Raw genomic sequence first — 19,059 nt, forward strand, 5'->3', positions numbered from 1 at the left:
CCAAAGACCGGACTCGACCTCACACCGCGTAACCCCCGCCGTTAAAGATCTCTAGACGGTACGACGGGCCACTGACAGTGGAGTGCCTGGAAGCGGCCGCGACGTCGAGAGTCAACCACCCGCAAGGGGGGCTCAGCCCCAAGCTCGTGGTTCCCGGGCTCTGCCGGCCCGTGTCCCTGACAGGAGCGGTCGCGGGCCCGGCCTCTTGCCGTTGGGTGGTCGCCACCACCGTGCTGGCAGCGGACGTGTCGTAGTGGTGACCTTGAGTCCTGGCCCATGACAACCCTGATGATCGACGCAGGCCCGCTCCCGCCGGATGCCCTGGCCACCCGGACCGGTGGAATACCACTGGCCCCACCGGCACTGAGTGGCCTTGCTGTTCTTCTTGCGCCGGACCGCTGCAGTTCCTGGCCCAGATAGTCCTGGATGACGTCAGCGACTCTGTTGAGGAGGCGGCTGGCCCGGGCAGGAAGATCCTCGTCCTGTTCGCTTGCCAGAATGACCCCGGCATGTGCGACGACTGGCCTCCGACCTCGGGCGGGAACCGGGCACTTCTCTTCCCGGCTGAGGGTGTCTTCAACCGCTGCCGCTGCCCCAACTCGGCGAGGGGGCTGGCGAGGATGTCGTGACCCTTGGTGCGGTCCGCTCGATCATCCAGGAACCCGAGGAGGAAGTGGACTACGACCGGGCCCGCGAAGTATGGGCTGAGAAGACGGGCCGGCCAGAGTCCGACGTGCTCGGGCAGATCGGCGGAGTGCCCGCGTGGGTCCAAAGGGACGAGACTCCCACATGCCCCTCGTGCGACCAGCCGATGCCTTTGATCGTCCAGCTTGAGGAAGGCCCCGATCACAGCACGGCGATGAACTTCGGCGGCTGCGGCAGTGCGTATGCCTTTGCCTGCGAACCTTGCGCTCACGCCGCCTTCCTGTGGCAGTGCTGAGCCGGAGTTCATGGCGTCCGGAGTTCCGCTTCAGTGATGCGGAAGCGGTATGAGTCGGTTCCGGTCTGGGTGAAGGTGCAGCGGAAGGTGATTCGGTCGGTGATGGCCGCGCAGAGGCGGGGTCACCGAAGGTCTTGTCCCACTCGGCGAACGGTGTGGCCCACGGCCGTCGCCTTGCATTCCTCACGCTCCGTGAAGATCTGAAACAGTGGTTTGGCGCCCTTCTTGTCCAGGTTCAAATACGCGACAAGGGCTGCTTCCGACGCATGCGGATCCCCGCGTGCGCGGAGAGCAGAAGCCCGACGGATCTAAGGGAACGCGCCCCGGGTCCATCCCCACGTGCGCGGGGAGCAGTCCCGACCCCCGGGCGAGGGAGAGTTTCCGGCGGGTCCATTCCCACGTGCGCGGGGAGCAGCCAGACGGGCCACTGGCGCATCGTGCCCTGAGGGTCCATCCGCTCGTGCGCGGGGAGCGGCAGTCAGGTGGTAGTGGGCCAGGTTCGCAGTTGAGCAGCGATCTGGCCCGCGGTGCATCCGCTGTCCAGGAGAAGGTCCCTCATCGCGGCTGCGTTCTGGGCAGTGGGCTTGACTGAGATGCCGGATGCTTCGAGGTACATGACACCAGTCGCGGCGGCCACGGCCAGGTTGGAGCGCTCGAGCCAGCGGCAGCGCCCAAGCGTGTGGACCAGAGCCGCAGCACGCGCGTAGGGCCCGTCGTAGACCGGCTGATCCAGCACTTCAGCCTGATGCCGGGCACACGCAGCGACCGGAACGCCGTAGTCGTCGGGCGCCGGGTCGCCGGCCCCGGCGATCTCAGCGACCTGAAGGATCCACGGCACATCGATATGCAAGATCATCAGGCAGCCTGCCGGCCCTTGCCCGCCCGCTCTGACTCCTCAGCCTCATCAAAGAGAGCCTGGTGCTCGGCAAGGAAGCGCTCCGCCGCACCCATCGCCCGAGCCCGAAGTCCGCTGGCGTCCTCAAGGACCAGATGAGCTAGGTAGTCGCCCACCGACATACCGCGGTCCGCAGCCCGCTTACGAGCCAGCTCCGCGATCTCCGCATCCACACGGGCACCAATCTGCGTCTTCGCCATAACCGGATGGTAACAGTTGTTACCATCCAGCGCCCAGGTGCTGGGTCCAGCCAGCGCCACAGGCCTATCAGGCGGCAGAGACCGCGACATCGCCTCCCCACACGCGCGGGCAGCTGGCCATCTCTCCACACTCCAGACCATCCCCACCTGTGCGGGGAGCAGGCCACGTCGAGTGGCATGGCGGCACCTGCCGAGGGTCCATCCCCGCGTGCGCAGGGAGCAGGTGTCATGTACTTCGAAGCATCCGGCGTTTCGGGATCCATCCCCGCGTGCGCGGGGAGCAGACACGCACCCCGGGCCGGAATCCGTCGGGGTTGGGAGCATCCCCGCGTGCGCGGGGAGCAGCGCTTGGCACGGAGTACAACGTCCGCCAACGGGGGCCCATCCCCGCGTATGCGGGGAGCAGTAGCCGAGCAACCACCGGGCGGACCGGCCGGGGATCCATCCCCGCGTGGCGGGGAGCCGCTGACGATGTAAAGGAGAACTTCGGCTCGGGAGGGTCCATTCCCGCGTGCGCGGGGAGCAGTTGGCGACGGCGGCCTGGACGGTGGCGCGCCAACAAGTCCATTCTCGTGTGCGCGGGCGCAGAAGATGGCCGCCTGTCCTGCCCCTCCTACCTGGCTGCGGGTCAGTTAGGACTTGTCCGGCCGATCATGTGACTGCCGCTCGCCTGAATCGTTGATGTGCGTATGGGGCGGGGTGACTTAACGGATGCCGAGTGGGAACGGCTGCGGCCGTTTATGCCAGTCAGCAACGGACGTTGTGGCCGGTGGCGGGATCACCGGCAGGTGATCAACGGGATTCTGCACAGGGTGCGGACCGGCGTGCAGTGGCGTGATCTGCCCGAACGGTTCGGCCCGTGGAAGACCGTCTACGAGCGCCACCGGCTGTGGTCGGGCGACGGCACTTGGGAACGTCTCCTCCAACAGGCCCAGGCCGCAGCTGACGCGGCGGGCGAGATCGACTGGGACATCTCAGTGGACTCCACCATCGTCCGCGCGCATCAGCATGCGGCCGGTGCCCGCACCGATCCGCCTCCGGAACCTTCCTCAAAGGGGGCCGAAGAGGGGGAACATCAGGACGAGAGTTCGTGGCAGAGCCTGGTCGCCCGCCTGGTGGAGGTGGTGCTGGAGGTGAGGGCCTGGGCCGCTCGCGCGGCGGCTTCACCAGCAAGCTCCACCTGAGCGCGGACGGACACTGCCGCCCGTTGTCCCTGATCGTCACTCCAGGTCAGCGGGCGGACTGCACCCAATTCGTCGCCGTGCTGGAGGAGATCCACGTTCCCAGACGCGGTGCAGGTAGACCACGCGTGAAGCCGGACAGCCTCGCTGCCGACAAGGCATACAGCAACGGCCCCGTCCGCGAGTACCTGTGAGGGCGGGGGATCCGCCACGCGATCCCGGAGAAGAGTGACAGTCAGGCCGCCCGCCTGCGCAAGGGCTCACGCGGCGGACGGCCACCCGGTTTCGACCAGGAGCGGTACAAGAAGCGCAACACTGTTGAGCGGGCAGTCAACCGCTTGAAGCAGTCCCGGGCGGTCGCGACTCGCTACGACAAACGTGGTTACGTCTTCCTCGGCACTGCCACAGTGGCAGCCATTGCTATCTGGCTCCGAATGTGAGTCGGGCAAATTTCTTACGACTTGGTACGCGATTGGGGTCGGGGCGTGCTGGCCTGGCGGATTGGCTGGTGGTGGTCAACCGGCCGTGCGCTGGTAGGGCACCAGTTTCGGTGCTCGTGCGGCGCCGGGCCGGTCTGCGGGCGGCGCGGTCGGAGACCAAGCCGACGATGGCGGCGTGCGTCTCGGGGTAGTACTCGCGCCGTCCGATGTACCGCTGCAGCGGACGCCACTTCTTCTCTTCGCCGATGACATGCTCCACGCAGATCCGCCTGGAGGACTGGCGTCGGCGCCGCTCACGCCAGGCATGCCGCTCTCCGAGCGGGGCGTCGTCCTTCGGTTTCTTCGGCGGGGCGCTGACCTGGTCGGGGAACTCGTTGGCCATTCCTCGATAGCCCTCGTCCACTTCGGCTTTCACCCTCGAGTGCAGGCGGAACTGCTCGGCGATGCCCTCGGTGCGCACGGCGGTCTGGTCGTGCATGCGGCCGGGCCGGTGGGCCCCGGCCCACAGCAGCCGCCCGGAGCCGTCGCTGATCGTGGTGGTTTTGGCGGTGTTCTGCTTCTTCTTGCCGGACACGAACGCCTTGCGGCCTGCTCGTCCGGCGCGGGGACGGCGGACTTGTACCTCGGTGCCGTCGACGCGCAGGCCGACCCCCTCGGCCTCGGCGTAGGCGAAGACGTCGGCCAAGGTGCGCAGCCGCACGCCGGGCTGCTGGGGGACGGCGAAGCCACGCCGAGCCAGCAGCGGACGGATCTCGTGGATCGCGCGGGTGACGGTGGGCCGGGTCACCCCAGACAGCTTGGCCAGCGCCGCGTGCGGCAGCTGCAGCCGCAGATAGACCAGGGTGACCAGCACCCGGTCGACGAAGACCAGCTGGTGATCGGGTCCGGCACCAGCCGCCCGCTGACGGTTGCGCCCGCGTCGTTCCCGGAGCGCGGCTTCGCACCGCGCCGTCCACGGACCGGCCAACTCCTCGATCAGATCGCCGAGATGTGCACGGTCAAGGCCACAGAAGGCAGGGTGGGACATGACCGCGCGGGCGGAGGAGGGCGTCACAATTCACTCAACCCGCGAGACCGTCGTCATGTCACGGCCGGCCCCGCGCCACCGGGTAACAAGTTGTTAGCCTCTTGATCCGTGAGCATCCCACCGTCGACCGACTGGGCTGGCCTGTACCACGCCTACGGCCGGGCGGCGGACGTCCCGGGTCATCTGGCGGCACTGTCCGGCTCCGACCCGGCTGTACGCCGTGCGGCCACGTCGGCCCTCACCAGTAGCGTCTACCACCAGGGCACCCGGTGGCCAGCCAGCGCGCATGTGGTGGCTCCGCTCGTCGCTCTCGTCGACACTCCCTCGACTCCCGACCGGGACACCGTCCTCCACGTACTGCATGCCGTCGCCATCGGCAACCTGCGCGACGACAAACTGCCTTTCAAACCCACGCGGGCCTTCGCCGACGCCGACCGGGTCCGCCCGGCGGACGAGGATGCGGTGCTCCGGGTTCTCTTCGAGGAGGAGGACCCGGACATCGATGCCGTCGCCGACGTAGCCGACGCCGTGGCACTGCACTGGGCCGCCGAGGCCTACCGTGCGGCCGAGCGCCATACGGCCTCCTTCCTGAGGTGGCTGCACGATCCCGACCCCGCCGTGGTGACCCTCGCGGCGGCGTTGCTGGTCTGGTTCTCCCGGGTGCCCGGACTGCCGGGCGCGCTCGCCGCCGTGTCGTGCTACACCGCCGACGCGCGGGCGTCGGCGAACCTCGCACTTGCCCACCTGCCCGGACACCCCGGCTCCGATGAACTCGGAGCCCTGACGACGGGCCTTGCCTCACCCGACGAAGTGGTACGGGTCACGGCCGCGATCGCCCTGGCCCGCCGACAGGCGACGGCACTGCCCGACGCGGCACTGACCGTCCTCGTGCACGCCGACGCGGTCGCGGTCTCCGGTGCCGTTGAGGGCTGGGACCGCTCCCTGCGGGGCCACGTCGCGGTGGCCCTGCGCCGCCTGGGCCTGTAACCCGCCTTCGCGTGAATGCGCGGGACGCAGCCCGCAGACCGGCCCGGTGCCGGACCAGTACCGAACTCATGCGCAACAGGCGGACGGCCTGTTGATCACCCACCAGTCAAGCCGCCAGGCCAGCACGCCCCGACCTCAATCGCGTACCAAGTCGTTAGTGGCTGTCGAGCCAGCGGCGTACCGCCGGGCTCAGCGGCGGCTCGTCCGGCTCGTCCATCACTCCGCTCGCCACCCATTCGGCGAACCGCTGGAGGACTTGAGAACGGTGTGGCGCTGTCAGCACCGAGGTGCTGATGTCGTGCTCCCACGTTGTCGCGAAGCACAGGACGTTCCCGTCGAGCGAGAGCATGCTGAACTCGGGGCGGTAGGGGGCGCTGCCGAGCAGGCCGGCAGCCCCCTTGCCCATGATGTCCCATTCACTCTGCAGCTCGACGCAGAACCACCGAGAGAGGCGGTCCTCCTCGGGGCTGAGCGCGAGCAGGAACCTGCGGTCGGTTTCGGAGAAGAGCCCTCCTTCGACCGACAGCCGGTACCAGTCGGCGTTCGCCTTCTCGTGCAGCTGCGGGTCGAGGACGTCCAGCATGGCCTCGACGCGCCCTTCCTCGGGAGGGCAGCTCGGTGCCTGGCCGGTGACGATGGGCGGAATGAGCCCTTCGGGCTCGGTCCACCCTTCCACGATCCGCAGGCCCGCCGCGGCGAGAGACTTCATAATCCCCATCATGCCGTCTCCGCCAATCAGCACATGGGGCAGGGCGTGCTCGGGTTCGTGCCTGGGCCGTCGCCGCCCGTTACGGCAAACGCAGCCGTGCGTCCTCGGCACCTCACCTCAGCGATCGCGGTAATCCGCTGCACACATGATCGCCCGGACAAGTCCTAGGAGGTAGTTCGACCAGAAGCCCGGGCGGGTCAGCAGTGGCTCGCCCGCCACCAGCGGGCCGTCGTCGTATCCCTTGATCAGCACCCTTGGATCCTGTCACCAACCACTGACATGGTCCGATCCGGGATCGGTATGGGGGCGCCGCCCAGTTGCGGGACAGGTCTTAACAACGAAATCGCCAGCGACCAGCGAATTCGAAAGCGGTGGCCCTCCTCGCGGAGGATCAGCGGGCTGACTCCGGCGATGCCGTCGTCGTGCAGGCAGTGTCGCTGGTAGCCGGTGTGTCGTCCGTCGCGCGGTCGTCGAGGTCCGGCCAGCCGTGCAGGTCGCCCTCGCCGGTCTGCCGAAGCTGACGGACGCGCGGTACGAGAAGCACGGTCGCAACGCCGGCCACCGCGAACGCGATCGCGATCTCCAACGTCCATGTCGCGCCGACCGCTTCGGACAGTGGACCGACAGCGGCGTATCCGAGTGGCGCAACCGTGAAGGAGATGAGCCAGTCGTACGACGACACGCGGGACAGCAGCTCCTCGGGAATCAGCCGCTGGATCGCCGTTGTCCACAGGCTGTTCGCGAAGGCCACCCCAGCCGCGCTCACCAGAGCCGACCCCATGATCACGACTGTGGGAAAATGCCCAGTCAGGGCGGCGAGTTGCAGGACGGACAGGAGGAGTCCGAGATGCGCCGCGACGAGCGGCCTGCGCGGGCGGTAGCGCATGGCAGTGGCGGCGCCGAGGAGGGCGCCGACGGCCATGCTCGCGCTCACCAAGCCCCAGTTGGCGGCGCCGCCCACCTGACGGGCGATGACGACCGGCCCCAAGACGTAGAACGCGCTGGAACCGACGTTGCAGATGGCGTGGCCGCAGAGGGTCACCCAGTACCAGGGTCGGCGGACGACCTCGCTCCACCCGGCGGCGACCTCCTTGAGGATGCGGGAGCCTCCGGTGCGCTGCATCGACGGGAGGGGAAGGAACGCCAGGGTGATGGCACTGACCAGGAAGGTCACTGCATCGAGCAGGTACACCCACCCGACGGAGGCCGTCACCACCACCACACCGGCCAGGGCCGGTCCCACCACCTGCGCCGCGCCACGTGACAGCTCCATCAGGCCGTTGGCCTGCTGCAGCTTCGCCCGGTCGACGGTTTGAGGCACGATGCCGGCGACGGCCGGCCGGGTGACCGCCGAGGCGGCGCCGTAACAGATCGCCGTGCCCAGCAAAATTGTCAAGCTGCGGTGGCCGGCCAGGAACAGGACACCGACGGTCGCCTGGACCGCGAAGAGGAAGAGGTCGCTGCCGCCGAGGAGCAGCCGTCGCGGCAGCCGGTCGGCCAGCGCGCCGCCGATGAGGAGCAGCACCATGCGGGCGACCATGGTGGCGGCGATGACGAGCCCGATGTCGGTCGCGCTACCGCCAGCCGACAGGACCGCGAACGCGAGCGTCACTGGCATCATCGCGTCGCCCAGCGCCGACGTCGTACGGCCGATCCACAAGAGACGGAAGCGTGGCTCGGCCAGGACGCCGAACTTGTCGGTGACCCTCATGTCGCCCACCGGAGGGTGGGTGAGGCATGAGCAGGAACTCTCATCGAAGCACCACCAGTTCAAACTTCACATTGGATGTTCTTACGAAGGTGCCAGTCGGTCACTCGGCCATCGCCATCCGGACATGCACCGATTTCATCCCCCGTACGTCCACGACCCAGGAGCGCTCCATGCCGCCCAACTCGGCCTGCGGCAGCGCCACTGTACACATGTCCGCAGCTCACACGGCCTCTCGGTCCTGGTCCGCCGGTCATTGCACCTTTGGCCGGTTGACGCCAAGATCTTTCCTGATCCTACAAATTGACGTAGGGTCCGCCGTGTGTGTTCGTCCAAAGAGGCCGCTTTGCGACCGGCATCTCGGGCGACCGCTGGACGCAGCCGTGAGCCGCCACCATCGAACTCGGGGCTCCACCGCGCTGCTCCGAGACGCGACTCAATGGACCGGCAAGACGCCGCGATCCTGTTCACCGCACCGGGGGATGTTTCATGCTGCTCTTCGTGGAGTCCATTTCGACCGGCGTCGGAATGTCCTATGTGAAGTGGGCAGTCGACAACGGTTTCGACGCCGCGTACGTCACCGACCAACCGCTCGAAGTGGCGAAGGAACGTTTCTGCGGTGAGGTTGTCGAGGAGCTGGAACGCCGTGGGCGGGTCTACCGAGTCTCCTCCACCATGACCGGCGACGTTCCGCCCGCCCTCGTCGACGAGATCCGCGGAGTGGGCGGTCCAATGGGCGTCGTCTGTCTGCTGGACCGGGCCGTGGAGTTCGCCGCGGTGCTGGCCGAGAGGGTCGGTGCCCCGTACCCCAGCCCGGACGCGGTCCGCATGATCCGCGACAAGCGCTCGGCGCGCCGGTTTTACACCGAGGTGGGTGTGCCGAACATCCGTTGGTGCGCCCCCGAAAGCCCGGAGGAGCTGGTTGCCTTCCTGGAGCAGTTGGGCGCTCCTGTGGTGCTCAAGAACAGCAGGGGCGCCGGCAGCTTGCACGTGACGCTGGTACGCGACGCGGAAGAGGCCGTCGCGGCCTTCGCCGAGCTGAGCGCCAGCGGCCCGTTCGTGGGTGGAGGTCTACTGGCCGAAGAGTACATCCGCGGCCCGCTCTACAGTCTGGAAACCCTGATCGTGGAGAGCCGCTGTCACCATCTGGGAGTCACCGACCGCCAGATCGGCCCCAACCCGGCGTTCTGCGAGGTCTCCTACAGTTTCCCCGTCCAGCTCCCGGCGTCGGTCGAGGCCGCCATGCGAAGCACCGTCGAGACGTGTGTGGCCGCCTTGGAGATCAGCCAGGGGATGCTTCACACCGAGTTCGCCGTGCTGGGTGACGACGTCGTGATCATCGAGATCAACATCAGGCCCGCCGGTGGCGCGCTTCCCCTGATGATGAATGACTGCCTGGAGAGCCCGGTCGCCGAAATTCTCGCCGCCGCTGCACTCGGCACGGAGCTGCCGCCGCTGGAGCAGAACGGCCGGGCATCCACCACCATGACGGTCTACCCGCCGGTGGCAGGCAAGCTCCGCTCCCTCCACGGCGTCGAAGAGGCCGGCCGGGCCCCGTTCGTCGCGCAGGTCCTGCCCAGCGCGCGCATCGGCGAAAAGGTGTTCCCGCCGGTGGACTACCGGGGCGCGCTGTGCCAGATCCGGACCGTCGCCGACTCGCTGAACCTGTCCTTCAATGCGGCCGCCGCGGCCGCCCGCGAAGTATGGGCGCAGGTGGAGTGACCCCGGAGCAGGTGGCGGTCATCCGTCACCCCGCCCCCGGGGTCGCCGCCCCGTCCACCGGAAGACGCCGGACCGAATCCGTGTAGGACCGGTCGAGGGCCACCACGCGACATCTCGACACCCGACCCGGAGCCGGGCCGGGGACCTTCTGCGGCCGAGGACAGGCCCGTTCTGTCGTCCGTCTCTCCTGCCGCGCACCCAAGCCATCGTCGTATGCCAATCACTTCGATACCCGGCGTGCAACCGCGCACGCCGCCAGAGGAATCGAACTCCGTCGCGTCACCCGGCGCGACATAAAAACAAGGGATACACCATGCCGGAAACCCCAACCGTCACCAAGCTGAACGTGCGCCGGGCCGCGGGCTACATAGGTGCGTACGTCGACGGCGTCGACCTGAAAGCCGACCTCGACGACGCCACGATCGAGCAGTTGCGCCAGGCCCTGTACACGCACAAGGTGTTGTTCTTCCGTGACCAGCACCTGGATCACGCCGCGCATGTCGCGTTCGGGGAGCGGTTCGGGCCGCTTGCCGTACGCGCCCGTGAACAGGACACCGAGGAACTCATACCGTTCCCGCAGATCCTGACGATCTCTCCGCAGCTCGACAGGAAGCTGGTGGGCGCCGATTACGAGGCGGTGTTCCGCAGCAAGTGGGTGACCAGCATCAGTGGCTGGCACGTCGACGCCTCGCAGGTGGTGAACCCACCGGCGATTGCGTTCCTGCGCGCCGACGAGATCCCCCCGTTCGGTGGTGACACGCACTGGACGAACCTGGTGGCCGCCTACCAGGGTCTGTCGGAGCCGATCCGGAAAATGATCGACGGGCTTCAGGCGGAGCACACCTTCTGGCCCGCCCAGCAGCTGGACCCTTCGAACCCGGTCGAGAAGAAGGCCATCGACATGATCGGGAACAAGCGGATGGCGGTGCATCCGGTGGTCCGTGTGCACCCGGAGACCGGCGAGAAGGCACTGTTCGTCAACCCGTCACGTACCGCCCGCATTATGGGAATGAACCCGGTCGAGAGCCGCAAGCTGCTGGACCTGCTGTTCGAGGAGCTCACCAGGCCGCAGTACACGGTCCGGTTCACCTGGGAGCCGGGTTCGGTGGCAGTGTGGGACAACCGGTGCACGGCGCACCTGGCCGCCGCCGACATCGACCACATCGAGGGCGCCGTCCGCATCATGCACCGGACGTCGACCGTCGGCGACATCCCCGTCGGCCCGGACGGCTTCACCTCGTACGCGGTGGCCGGTGAGCCTCTGATCGAGCCGTCGGCGGACAACGGAGCGCCCGCCGACTCGTCCCCGCGGGAAACCCGGTGAGCACTGCCGGACCGGTGATCTCGGCCGCAGCAGCATCGATCATTCCCGGGTCGCTGACCCGGGCCGCCGACGCCGCCGCTGCCTTCGACCGCCACCCGCAGTACCGGGCCGGGATGCGCTGGCTGGAGGAGTTCGTCATCCAGCCGCATCCCGACCTCGGCCGGTCGGGGGCGGTCTGTCCGCGGCTCGCGCCCGCCATCCGTGCCAACACGGTATGGCTGGTCGCGATCACCGTGCCCGGGTTCACCCCCCGTCATGCTGCCGATGCCGGTCGGCTTCTGGTGGAGATGTTCGAGGACGTCGCCGCCGGGCCGCACCGGGCGTCCACCGCCCTGCTCGGATTCTTTCCAGGTCTGCCCGGCGAGCACGCCGCCGACTTCATCGACGGCGGCCACCGCATGCTGCGGCCCGAGGCCGTCCAACGCGGCCTGATGCTCGGGGAGTTCCACGCGGACAGCGACGTCGGCGGCGTACACAACCGGGCGTTTCCGGTGATGCGCTGCCCCGAGCCGATGTTCGCCATACGCGCCATGACCCCCCACGACCTGTTGTTCGCCGACCAGCCCGGAACCCCACCGGCCGACCGGCTCAGCTACCTGCTGGCGTATCAGCGGCACATCGGCCCCCGGCTCAGCCCCGCGGCGCAGGAGGGCCTGGAGGCCCAGTTGAGTGCCGCCCGTCAAGCCCTTCCCTCCGGAGAGTCATCGTGACCCTGCATCCCCCGGCCGCCCTCATCGGGCTGACCCTCGCCGCGGCTCTGGAGACTGCCTACCACGAACACCGGACCTCCGACGCGATCGTCACCGCGTCCGGGTCGTTGAGCTACCAGGACCTGGCCGAGAGAGCACACGAGGTCGCCGCCGGGGTGCGTGCCTCGGCTACCGCCCCGTCCGGGCAGACCCCGATCGTGGCCGTGGTCCTCGAACGCTCGCCCGAGTTCGTCACCACCGTTCTCGGCGTAACCGCCGCCGGGGCCGTGTACCTGCCGCTCGACCCCGACGCACCGGACGCCTTCCTGCGTCAGGTGTTCGCCGAGGCCCGGCCGACGCTGGTCGTCACCACCGCCGACCGGGCTGGCCGGCTGCGGGAGCAAACCGGCGCGCCCGTGTGGGCGTACCAGGATCTGATCGCCCAGAGGGCCACGGCTCCGGCCACGGACGTGGCGGTGGACCCCGCCGGGCCGGCGTACGTCATCTACACCTCCGGTTCGACCGGCGTGCCGAAGGGGGTGCTGGTCCCTCACACGGCTCTGCTGAACTCCACGGCGGCGCGCGTCGACGTGTTCGGCGAGGCCGGCCGTGTACTGCTGCTGCACTCACCGGCGTTCGACCTCACCACCGGCATCATGTTCTGGACGCTGCTGACCGGCGGCACGCTGATCATCGATCCTTCCGGTCTCACCGACGTCGCCCGGACCGTCGACCTGGTGCACGAGCACCGGGTCACCCAGCTCATCTACCCGGCGTCGCTGTACAGCGTGTTCCTGGACCGTGCCGCCCACCGGCCTCCCACCAGCCTCAAGGCTGTCGGGATCGGCAGCGAGCGGTGGAGCCCCGCCGTGATCGAACGGCACGCCCGCCTGCTGCCAAACACGTCCCTCGTCAACGAATTCGGACCGACGGAAGCGTGTGTCTGCTCCAGCTACGGCCTGGTCTATGACGCCTCGACCGGGAAGCGGACGCCGATGACCATCGGCCAGCCCGTACGCAACACCGGCTACCTCCTCATCAACGGCGACGGCCGACCCACCACAGAGACCGGCGAGCTGGTCATCACCGGTGCGAACCTCGCGCTCGGCTACCTCGACCGACCGGAATTGACCACCGAGCGGTTCGTCACCGTCGACGGCGAGCGGGCATACCGGACCGGTGACCTCGTCCGGCAGGACCCGTCGGGCGACTTCGTGTTCCTGGAGCGGGCCGACCGCCAGGTGCAGATCGGCGGGCATCGCGTCGAACCGGGCCACATCGAATCCATCCTGATGGAGCACCCCCGGATCCTTCAGACCCACGTCTCCGGACGTGCCGTGGCCTCGGAGTCCGGGTCATCCTTCCTCGTCGCCTACCTGGTACCGGTTCCCGAGGCAGACCCCGCCCTGCTGGCCCCCGGTCCGGACGGCGATGCAGCAGGCGAGGCGTCGTTTATCGCCGACTGCGACCGCCATCTGCGCGAACGGGTTCCGGCGTATCTCGTCCCCTCCGCGTACGTCGTCATCCACGAACTACCCCGGACCACGTCCGGGAAGATTGACCAGGCGCGGCTACCGGACCCGGCCTCGACCGCGGTCGGACCGTCCGCCGCCCAGGCGCCGGACGCGGTGGAACAGCACCTGGCAGCCGCGACCGCGGCCATCCTCGGCGCGGCGGACGTGCCGGTGGACCGATCGCTACTGATGCTCGGAGCGAACTCCCTGGCGCTGATCCGGCTGGCCGCTGTCGTCGCCGCTGACTACGGCGTGGACCTTCCCGTCAGTGCCCTGTTCGCCACACCAACCCTCACGGACATCGCCGCCCTCATCCGTGCCGCGGCACCGTCCGCGCGTCTACTGATCCAGCCCGGCACCACGCCCACAGAGACCGGACCCGAGGGTGTCCCGGCCTTCCCGCTCAGCGGCCAGCAGGAGCAAATCTGGGTCCTGACCCAGCTGACCCCGGACGCGCTCGCGTACAACACCCAGTTCTCCCTGCGGATGCACGGCCCGGTGGACGTCACCGCTCTGCAGGCGGCGCTGACGCACATCGTGACCCGGCACGAGATCCTGCGGACCACCTTCCACGACGGTTCCGACGGGCCGGTGCAGGTCGTCCACGGACCCTGGGAGGCGAAGGTCGAGGTCGTCGACCTCACCGGAATCCCGGAAGAGGACCGCGACGAGGAGCTCGCGGTCCGGATGCGGGCCGAGGTCGCCACCGGCTTCGACGTGGCCACTCTGCCACTGGTCCGCTGGCACCTGTTCCGCCTCGCCGCCAACGAGTGGCGGCTGCTGCAGGTCGAGCACCACTTCGCACACGACGGCTGGTCCGCCCAGCTGTTCCTGGCCGAACTCCGCGACGCCTACGAAGCGATCGTCGCCGGTCGGCAGCCGAACCTGCCGTCGTTGCCCGTGCAGTACCGGGACTTCGCCGCCTGGTACCAGGCCTGGCGGGAGACCGAGGACTACACGGACCACGTCAGATACTGGCGTGACGAGTTGTCCGGCTGCCCCCGCGACGGCGCGACCTTCGCCGCGGACCGGCCCCGGCCCGTTGCCCGGTCGTACCGCGGCGGTCGGCTGAGCGTCCACATCCCGGCCGAGGTCATGGGCGGCCTCGACGACCTGGCTGCCCGGCACGAGGTGAGCCGTTTCGCGGTGTTCCTGTCGGCGTTCGCGCTGCAGGTGTGGCAGCACACCGACGAGCAGGACATCGTTCTCGGGTCGGCGCTGGTCAACCGCCGTCAGCCCGGCACCGACCGGTTGCTGGGGATGTTCGTCAACGCGCTCCCGCTGCGGGTGCGCGTTGACCCGGCCGCCTCGCTCGGCGAACTCCTGCGCACGACGATGAACGTCGTGCTGGGCGCGCAGGACCATCAGGAGCTGCCGCTGCTGGACCTGCTGGCGCGCTTGGACTTGCCGCGCGATCCAGGCCGGAACCCGCTGTTCAACCTCATGTTCGCGTTCCATGACACTCCGCGGCCGCATCTGAGGATGGGGCCGGTGGAGGCGAGTCTGGTCATCGAGCACAACGCGACAGCCAAGGGCGACATCAACGTGGTGTGCGTGCCCGATCCCCGCCACCCGGACGGGGGTGGACGCGACGGGATGACCATCCTGTGGGAGTACGACACCGACCTGTTCGACGCGGACACCGCCCAGGAACTGCTCAGCGGCTTCGAGAGGGTCCTGGCCCTGCTGTCGCGAGCGGCCGACCGGCCGGTCCGCGAGCTGGACCTGCTGGGTGCCGCCGAGACGGCACGGATCCTGGCCATGAGTACCGGGCCGACCGATCAGGTGCCGTTCGACACGCTGCACGCCGGGTTCGCGGCCGCGGTGGCCGCCCGGCCCAACGCGGTTGCGGTCGAGCACGCCGGATCCGCGTCGACGTACCGTCAGCTCGACGAGCATGCCCGGAATATCCAGCGGCGACTCACTCACGCGGGGCTTCGGGCCGGCGCGGTCGTCGCGATCACGTGTCCCGCCAGCATCGGCCTTGTCGCGGCGATCCTGGCCACGTTGCGGGCCGGCGCGGTCTACGTGTGCATTGACCCGGCCCAGCCCTCGGCCCGCACCGCCGCGATGTTCGAGGACGCCGCTCCGAGCGTCGTCGTCGCCGCCCGCGCCGCGTCCGCCGGTGTGTCGTCTTCCGGGGCGCCCGAGGGTGTGCCCGTGGTGTACGCCGACGAACTGCCCCTCGGCACGGCACCGGACACCGGTGAGCTGGCCGACGCGGACGTTCGCCCGACCGACGGCGCCTACCTCATCTACACCTCCGGGTCCACCGGAACCCCGAAGGCGGTCCTGACCAGCCACGGCAACGCGTGCGCCGCGGTGCATGCCCGTACCAGGTTCCTGGACGCCGCGGGGACCGATCCCGGCCTGGCGGTCAAGACCCTGATCACCCTTCCGGTGATCTTCGACGTCGCACCGCACATGATGCTGTGGACGCTGTGGTCGGGCGGCACGATCGTGGTACCGGACACCGCCGACCACGCCCGGGACCCAGAAGAGATCCGTTCCCTCGTCGAGCGATGCGGTGTCACACACGTCAACTTCACCGCGTCGTTCTACCGCCAGCTGGTGCGGACGCTGCCCGTCGGATGGCAGTCGCGCCTGAGGGTCGTGGCGATCGGCGGTGAGGCGTGCAGCCCGGACGACGTCCGCGAACACGGCGTCCGAGTCCCCGGTGTGGCCCTGGACAACGAGTACGGGCCGACCGAGGGCACCGTCTGGTGCTCCGCGCAACGGCTTCATCCGGCAAGCCCCGAAGCGGGCGCGCGGGTGAGCGTCGGCGGCCCGCTGACGAACTACAGCATGGTGGTGCTGGGCCCGGACGGGCACCTGCTGCCCGCCGGTGCGTCCGGCGAGCTGTACATCGGTGGCGCCGGCGTGGCTGCTGGCTACCACCACCGACCCGAGCTGACCGCCGAGCGGTTCCACGTTCCGACAACCGGGCCGCTCGCCGGACAGCGCCTGTACCGGACCGGGGACCGCGTCCGGATCAGGGCCGGAAGGTTCGAAATCCTCGGACGCCTCGACGACCAGGTGAAGATCCGCGGGTTCCGGGTGGAGCTCGGCGAGGTGACCGCCTGTCTGCTGAAGCACCCGGACGTCGCTGACGCCGCGGTGCTCCTCCAGGAATCCGGAGCGACGCAGCGACTGGTCGCGTACGTCGCCGCTCCGGCCGACCGCGCCGTCCGCCCCGAGCGACTGCGGGAGTGGGCGGGATATCGGCTGCCCTCCTACATGCTCCCGGCCGGGTTCGTGATTATGGAACGGCTTCCCCGTACGTCGACCGGGAAGATCCAGGCATCGCAGCTGCCAGACCTGCCGGCGACGACCGGCACAGGTCCGGCATCCGAGCCGGAGACGCCGCGCCAGCAGCTGCTGCTTCAGGTGTGGCGGGACACGCTCCAGCAGCCGGACGCTGGTATCGACGACGACTTCTTCACCTGTGGGGGCGACTCCCTCCAGGCGATCCGGGCCGCCGCTCGGGCACGGGCCCTCGGCGTGAACGTGACCGTCGCGGATCTGCTGACCGCGCCGACCGTCCGCGCCCTGGACCACCTGGTCGCTCACCGCCCCGAAAGCGACGTCATCGCCGTGGCCGAACACCGACCGGGCGGGACCACCCTCCCGCTCACTGCGATCCAGGCCTGGTTCTTCGCCCAGCGGTTCGCCGACCCGGACCACTTCCACCAGGCGCGCCTATTCGAGATCGCCGACGACGGCGACCCGGCCACGCTGCGGGCGGCGCTGGCCTGGGTGATCCGCCGCCACGACGCGTTCCGCACCCGGTTCACCCACGACGGCGACACCTGGACCGCCGTTCTCGACGAGGAGCCGGCCGCCGACCTGGTGAGTGAGCACACGGTGCCGGACGGCGACCAGCTGCTTGCCGAACGCCTCGACACCGCTCTGCGCGGCCTGCACCGGCGCATCGACATCGCACGCGGCCGGCTGGCGGAGTTCGCGATCGTGCAGGACCCGGGCAGCACCCGTACCTGGGTCTACCTGATCGCCCACCACCTGATCGTCGACGCGGTGTCCTGGCAGATCCTCACCGACGACATCGAACGCGGCTACCGGGCACTGCGGGGCGGGCGAGCCCTGCCCGACGGTGCGGCACCCGGCATACCGTCCCGGGCCGTTGCCGAACCCGCCCCGGACACGCACTGGGAGACGCTCGCCAAGGCGTCGACGCCGATGCTCTCCGGTGCCGGGACGGCCAGGCCCGCGGCCGGAGCCGGAAGCCGGATCCGCATCAGCCACCGCCTGTCGCCCCGTGCCGCGGCGTACCTGCGCAACGACGTCCGCCGGTTGCACGACATCAGCGCCCAGGCCGTCCTCCTAGCCGCGCTACAGCGGGCGTTGGTCCCGTACAGCGACAGCCCGGACCTGTACGTTTGGCTGGAAGGCCACGGCCGAACCCAGTCCGGCTACGGCGACCTTGAGAACGTGGTCGGCTGGCTGACCTCGCTCTACCCGGCCCTGCTCACCGATCTCGAGGTGGATCAGGCCCGCCTCGTCGACGGCGCAGCCGCCATTGACCGGCAACTCGCAGCGGTCCCGGACGCCGGAACCGGCTTCGGCCAGGCGCGTTTCCTGTACCCCGACTCGCTCCTCGGCTGCCAGCTGGGCTCCGTCACCTCGCCGCAGGTCACCTTCAACTACCTGGGCGGGTACCAGCAGGTCGCGGGCGACCATGTCCTGCGACCGGCCGGAACTCCGGAGGGGGCGACCATCGCCGCCGCCAACGTGCTGCCGACACCGCTCGACGTGACCGTCGCTCCTGACGCGGAAGGCACCCTCGCCTGCCACTTCTCCGTGGATCCGGCGCTTCTTGCCGCCAACGAGGCGGAGCGGGTCTCCGACCGGTTCGCCGCGGAGCTGGAAACCGCCGCCCGGACGGTCCCGCTCACCCCCGCACCGATCACCCGCCCCGCGCGCACGCTGTTCATGGTCCACCCAGGCGGTGGGCTGATCGACTGGTACGCGCCGCTGGCCAGTGCTCTCGGCCGCGGCTGGGACTGCTACGGCTTGCCGCACGACCAGAGCTGCGACGACACGACGATGAACGCCCTGGCCCGCCGGTACCTGTCCCAAATCCGGACGGCGAAGCCCTCCGGACCGTACAGCCTGGCCGGCTGGTGCATGGGCGCGCCACTGGTCTACGAGATCGCCCGCCAGGCGCACGCCGACGGCGACGGCGACCGGATCGAGGACCTGATCCTGCTGGACCCACCACGGGCTGAGCAGCAGGCCAACCCGGAAGACGACATGGTCGCGCACATGCAGTACGGGGTCCCGCACCAGACGAAACCTGTCATCGCCGATGCGCTCGCCGCGACGGGGCATCTGCCGATGCCGGATCGTGCCGCAGCCCTCGCGGACCTTCTCGGCCCCGCCGATCCGGGTGTGCGCGACTACCCGCTGCTCGGCCAGATGCGGATGCGGCTGAGCTGTCACGCCGCGATGGCCTCGTGGCAGCCCGCCGGACAGGTGCCCCGTCTGAGGTTGTTCCTGCCCCAGGTCGTCTCACCGGGCTGCGACGGCGCGGCCGAGACCTGGCATGCCCTCGGCGCCACCGTGACCGTCACCACGATCCCAGGAGATCAGAAGAGCATGCTCACCGCCGTTGAACTTCACCAGGCCGTCGCCGCGAGCGGTCCGGCCGACGGTCCGCGGCGTCGCAACCCGGATGCGGCGAGTTGACGATGAGCAGGGAAGGT

Annotated in this window: 12 protein-coding genes and 1 pseudogene; 7 read left to right on the plus strand and 6 right to left on the minus strand. The window is 69.2% G+C overall.

Annotated features, from left to right (window positions below; genetic code table 11):
- Positions 1-625: 625 nt before the first annotated feature.
- Complete coding sequence (locus BKD26_RS41850) at positions 626-940, plus strand: hypothetical protein (RefSeq protein WP_241519035.1); 315 nt, start codon at positions 626-628, stop codon at positions 938-940.
- Between the two features lie 478 nt (positions 941-1,418).
- Here the strand turns inward: BKD26_RS41850 and BKD26_RS37705 are convergent, their stop codons facing one another.
- On the minus strand, positions 1,419-1,796 hold the full coding sequence (locus BKD26_RS37705) for a fic family toxin-antitoxin system, toxin component (protein WP_084907602.1): 378 nt from the start codon (positions 1,794-1,796) through the stop codon (positions 1,419-1,421).
- The gene (locus BKD26_RS37710) at positions 1,796-2,035 is read right to left on the minus strand and encodes a hypothetical protein (RefSeq protein ID WP_084907604.1); all 240 of its coding nucleotides are present in this window, start codon (positions 2,033-2,035) and stop codon (positions 1,796-1,798) included. The genes BKD26_RS37705 and BKD26_RS37710 overlap by 1 nt, the downstream gene beginning before the upstream one ends.
- 689 nt (positions 2,036-2,724) lie before the next feature.
- Between BKD26_RS37710 and BKD26_RS39615 the strand changes: the two are divergent.
- Positions 2,725-3,656, plus strand: a pseudogene (locus BKD26_RS39615) (IS5 family transposase).
- On the opposite strand, the gene BKD26_RS37730 reads toward BKD26_RS39615, so the two are convergent.
- The gene (locus BKD26_RS37730) at positions 3,637-4,710 is read right to left on the minus strand and encodes a transposase family protein (protein WP_347106117.1); all 1,074 of its coding nucleotides are present in this window, start codon (positions 4,708-4,710) and stop codon (positions 3,637-3,639) included. The pseudogene BKD26_RS39615 and the gene BKD26_RS37730 overlap by 20 nt on opposite strands.
- An 81-nt stretch (positions 4,711-4,791) precedes the next feature.
- On the opposite strand from BKD26_RS37730, the gene BKD26_RS37735 reads away from it, so the two are divergent.
- The gene (locus tag BKD26_RS37735; protein WP_084907610.1) at positions 4,792-5,670 is read left to right on the plus strand and encodes a hypothetical protein; all 879 of its coding nucleotides are present in this window, start codon (positions 4,792-4,794) and stop codon (positions 5,668-5,670) included.
- A 154-nt stretch (positions 5,671-5,824) separates the two neighbouring features.
- Here the strand turns inward: BKD26_RS37735 and BKD26_RS37740 are convergent, their stop codons facing one another.
- The 3 genes from BKD26_RS37740 to BKD26_RS37745 form a co-directional block, all read right to left on the minus strand.
- Positions 5,825-6,379 (minus strand): hypothetical protein, encoded by a 555-nt coding sequence (locus BKD26_RS37740; RefSeq protein ID WP_084907612.1) that lies wholly within the window; start codon positions 6,377-6,379, stop codon positions 5,825-5,827.
- Between the two features lie 117 nt (positions 6,380-6,496).
- On the minus strand, positions 6,497-6,631 hold the full coding sequence (locus BKD26_RS42180; protein ID WP_277622446.1) for a hypothetical protein: 135 nt from the start codon (positions 6,629-6,631) through the stop codon (positions 6,497-6,499).
- Positions 6,632-6,770: 139 nt separating this feature from the next.
- Complete coding sequence (locus tag BKD26_RS37745) at positions 6,771-8,090, minus strand: MFS transporter (RefSeq protein ID WP_143662782.1); 1,320 nt, start codon at positions 8,088-8,090, stop codon at positions 6,771-6,773.
- Between the two features lie 486 nt (positions 8,091-8,576).
- On the opposite strand from BKD26_RS37745, the gene BKD26_RS37750 reads away from it, so the two are divergent.
- The 4 genes from BKD26_RS37750 to BKD26_RS37760 all read left to right on the plus strand — a co-directional run bounded on the left by BKD26_RS37750 (position 8,577) and on the right by BKD26_RS37760 (position 19,042).
- A complete protein-coding gene (locus BKD26_RS37750) occupies positions 8,577-9,809 on the plus strand; it encodes an ATP-grasp domain-containing protein (RefSeq protein WP_084907616.1) in 1,233 nt (410 codons plus the stop codon).
- A 313-nt stretch (positions 9,810-10,122) separates the two neighbouring features.
- Positions 10,123-11,133 (plus strand): TauD/TfdA family dioxygenase, encoded by a 1,011-nt coding sequence (locus BKD26_RS37755; RefSeq protein ID WP_084907618.1) that lies wholly within the window; start codon positions 10,123-10,125, stop codon positions 11,131-11,133.
- Complete coding sequence (locus BKD26_RS40750; RefSeq protein WP_179166857.1) at positions 11,130-11,843, plus strand: DUF6875 domain-containing protein; 714 nt, start codon at positions 11,130-11,132, stop codon at positions 11,841-11,843. The genes BKD26_RS37755 and BKD26_RS40750 overlap by 4 nt, the downstream gene beginning before the upstream one ends.
- A complete protein-coding gene (locus tag BKD26_RS37760) occupies positions 11,840-19,042 on the plus strand; it encodes a non-ribosomal peptide synthetase (protein ID WP_179166858.1) in 7,203 nt (2,400 codons plus the stop codon). Before BKD26_RS40750 ends, BKD26_RS37760 begins: the two co-directional genes overlap by 4 nt.
- Positions 19,043-19,059 lie beyond the last annotated feature (17 nt).

The organism is Streptomyces sp. CB03238 (assembly GCF_002099185.1).
GTDB lineage: Bacteria > Actinomycetota > Actinomycetes > Streptomycetales > Streptomycetaceae > Streptomyces.

What these genes read in the sequence shown, in the direction of transcription:
- BKD26_RS37710 (WP_084907604.1), bottom strand. Translation starts at nt 2,035, where the DNA reads ATGGCGAAGACGCAGATTGGTGCCCGTGTGGATGCGGAGATCGCGGAG.
- BKD26_RS37705 (WP_084907602.1), bottom strand. Translation starts at nt 1,796, where the DNA reads ATGATCTTGCATATCGATGTGCCGTGGATCCTTCAGGTCGCTGAGATC.
- BKD26_RS37755 (WP_084907618.1), top strand. Translation starts at nt 10,123, where the DNA reads ATGCCGGAAACCCCAACCGTCACCAAGCTGAACGTGCGCCGGGCCGCG.
- BKD26_RS37745 (WP_143662782.1), bottom strand. Translation starts at nt 8,090, where the DNA reads ATGAGGGTCACCGACAAGTTCGGCGTCCTGGCCGAGCCACGCTTCCGT.
- BKD26_RS37750 (WP_084907616.1), top strand. Translation starts at nt 8,577, where the DNA reads ATGCTGCTCTTCGTGGAGTCCATTTCGACCGGCGTCGGAATGTCCTAT.
- BKD26_RS37740 (WP_084907612.1), bottom strand. Translation starts at nt 6,379, where the DNA reads ATGAAGTCTCTCGCCGCGGCGGGCCTGCGGATCGTGGAAGGGTGGACC.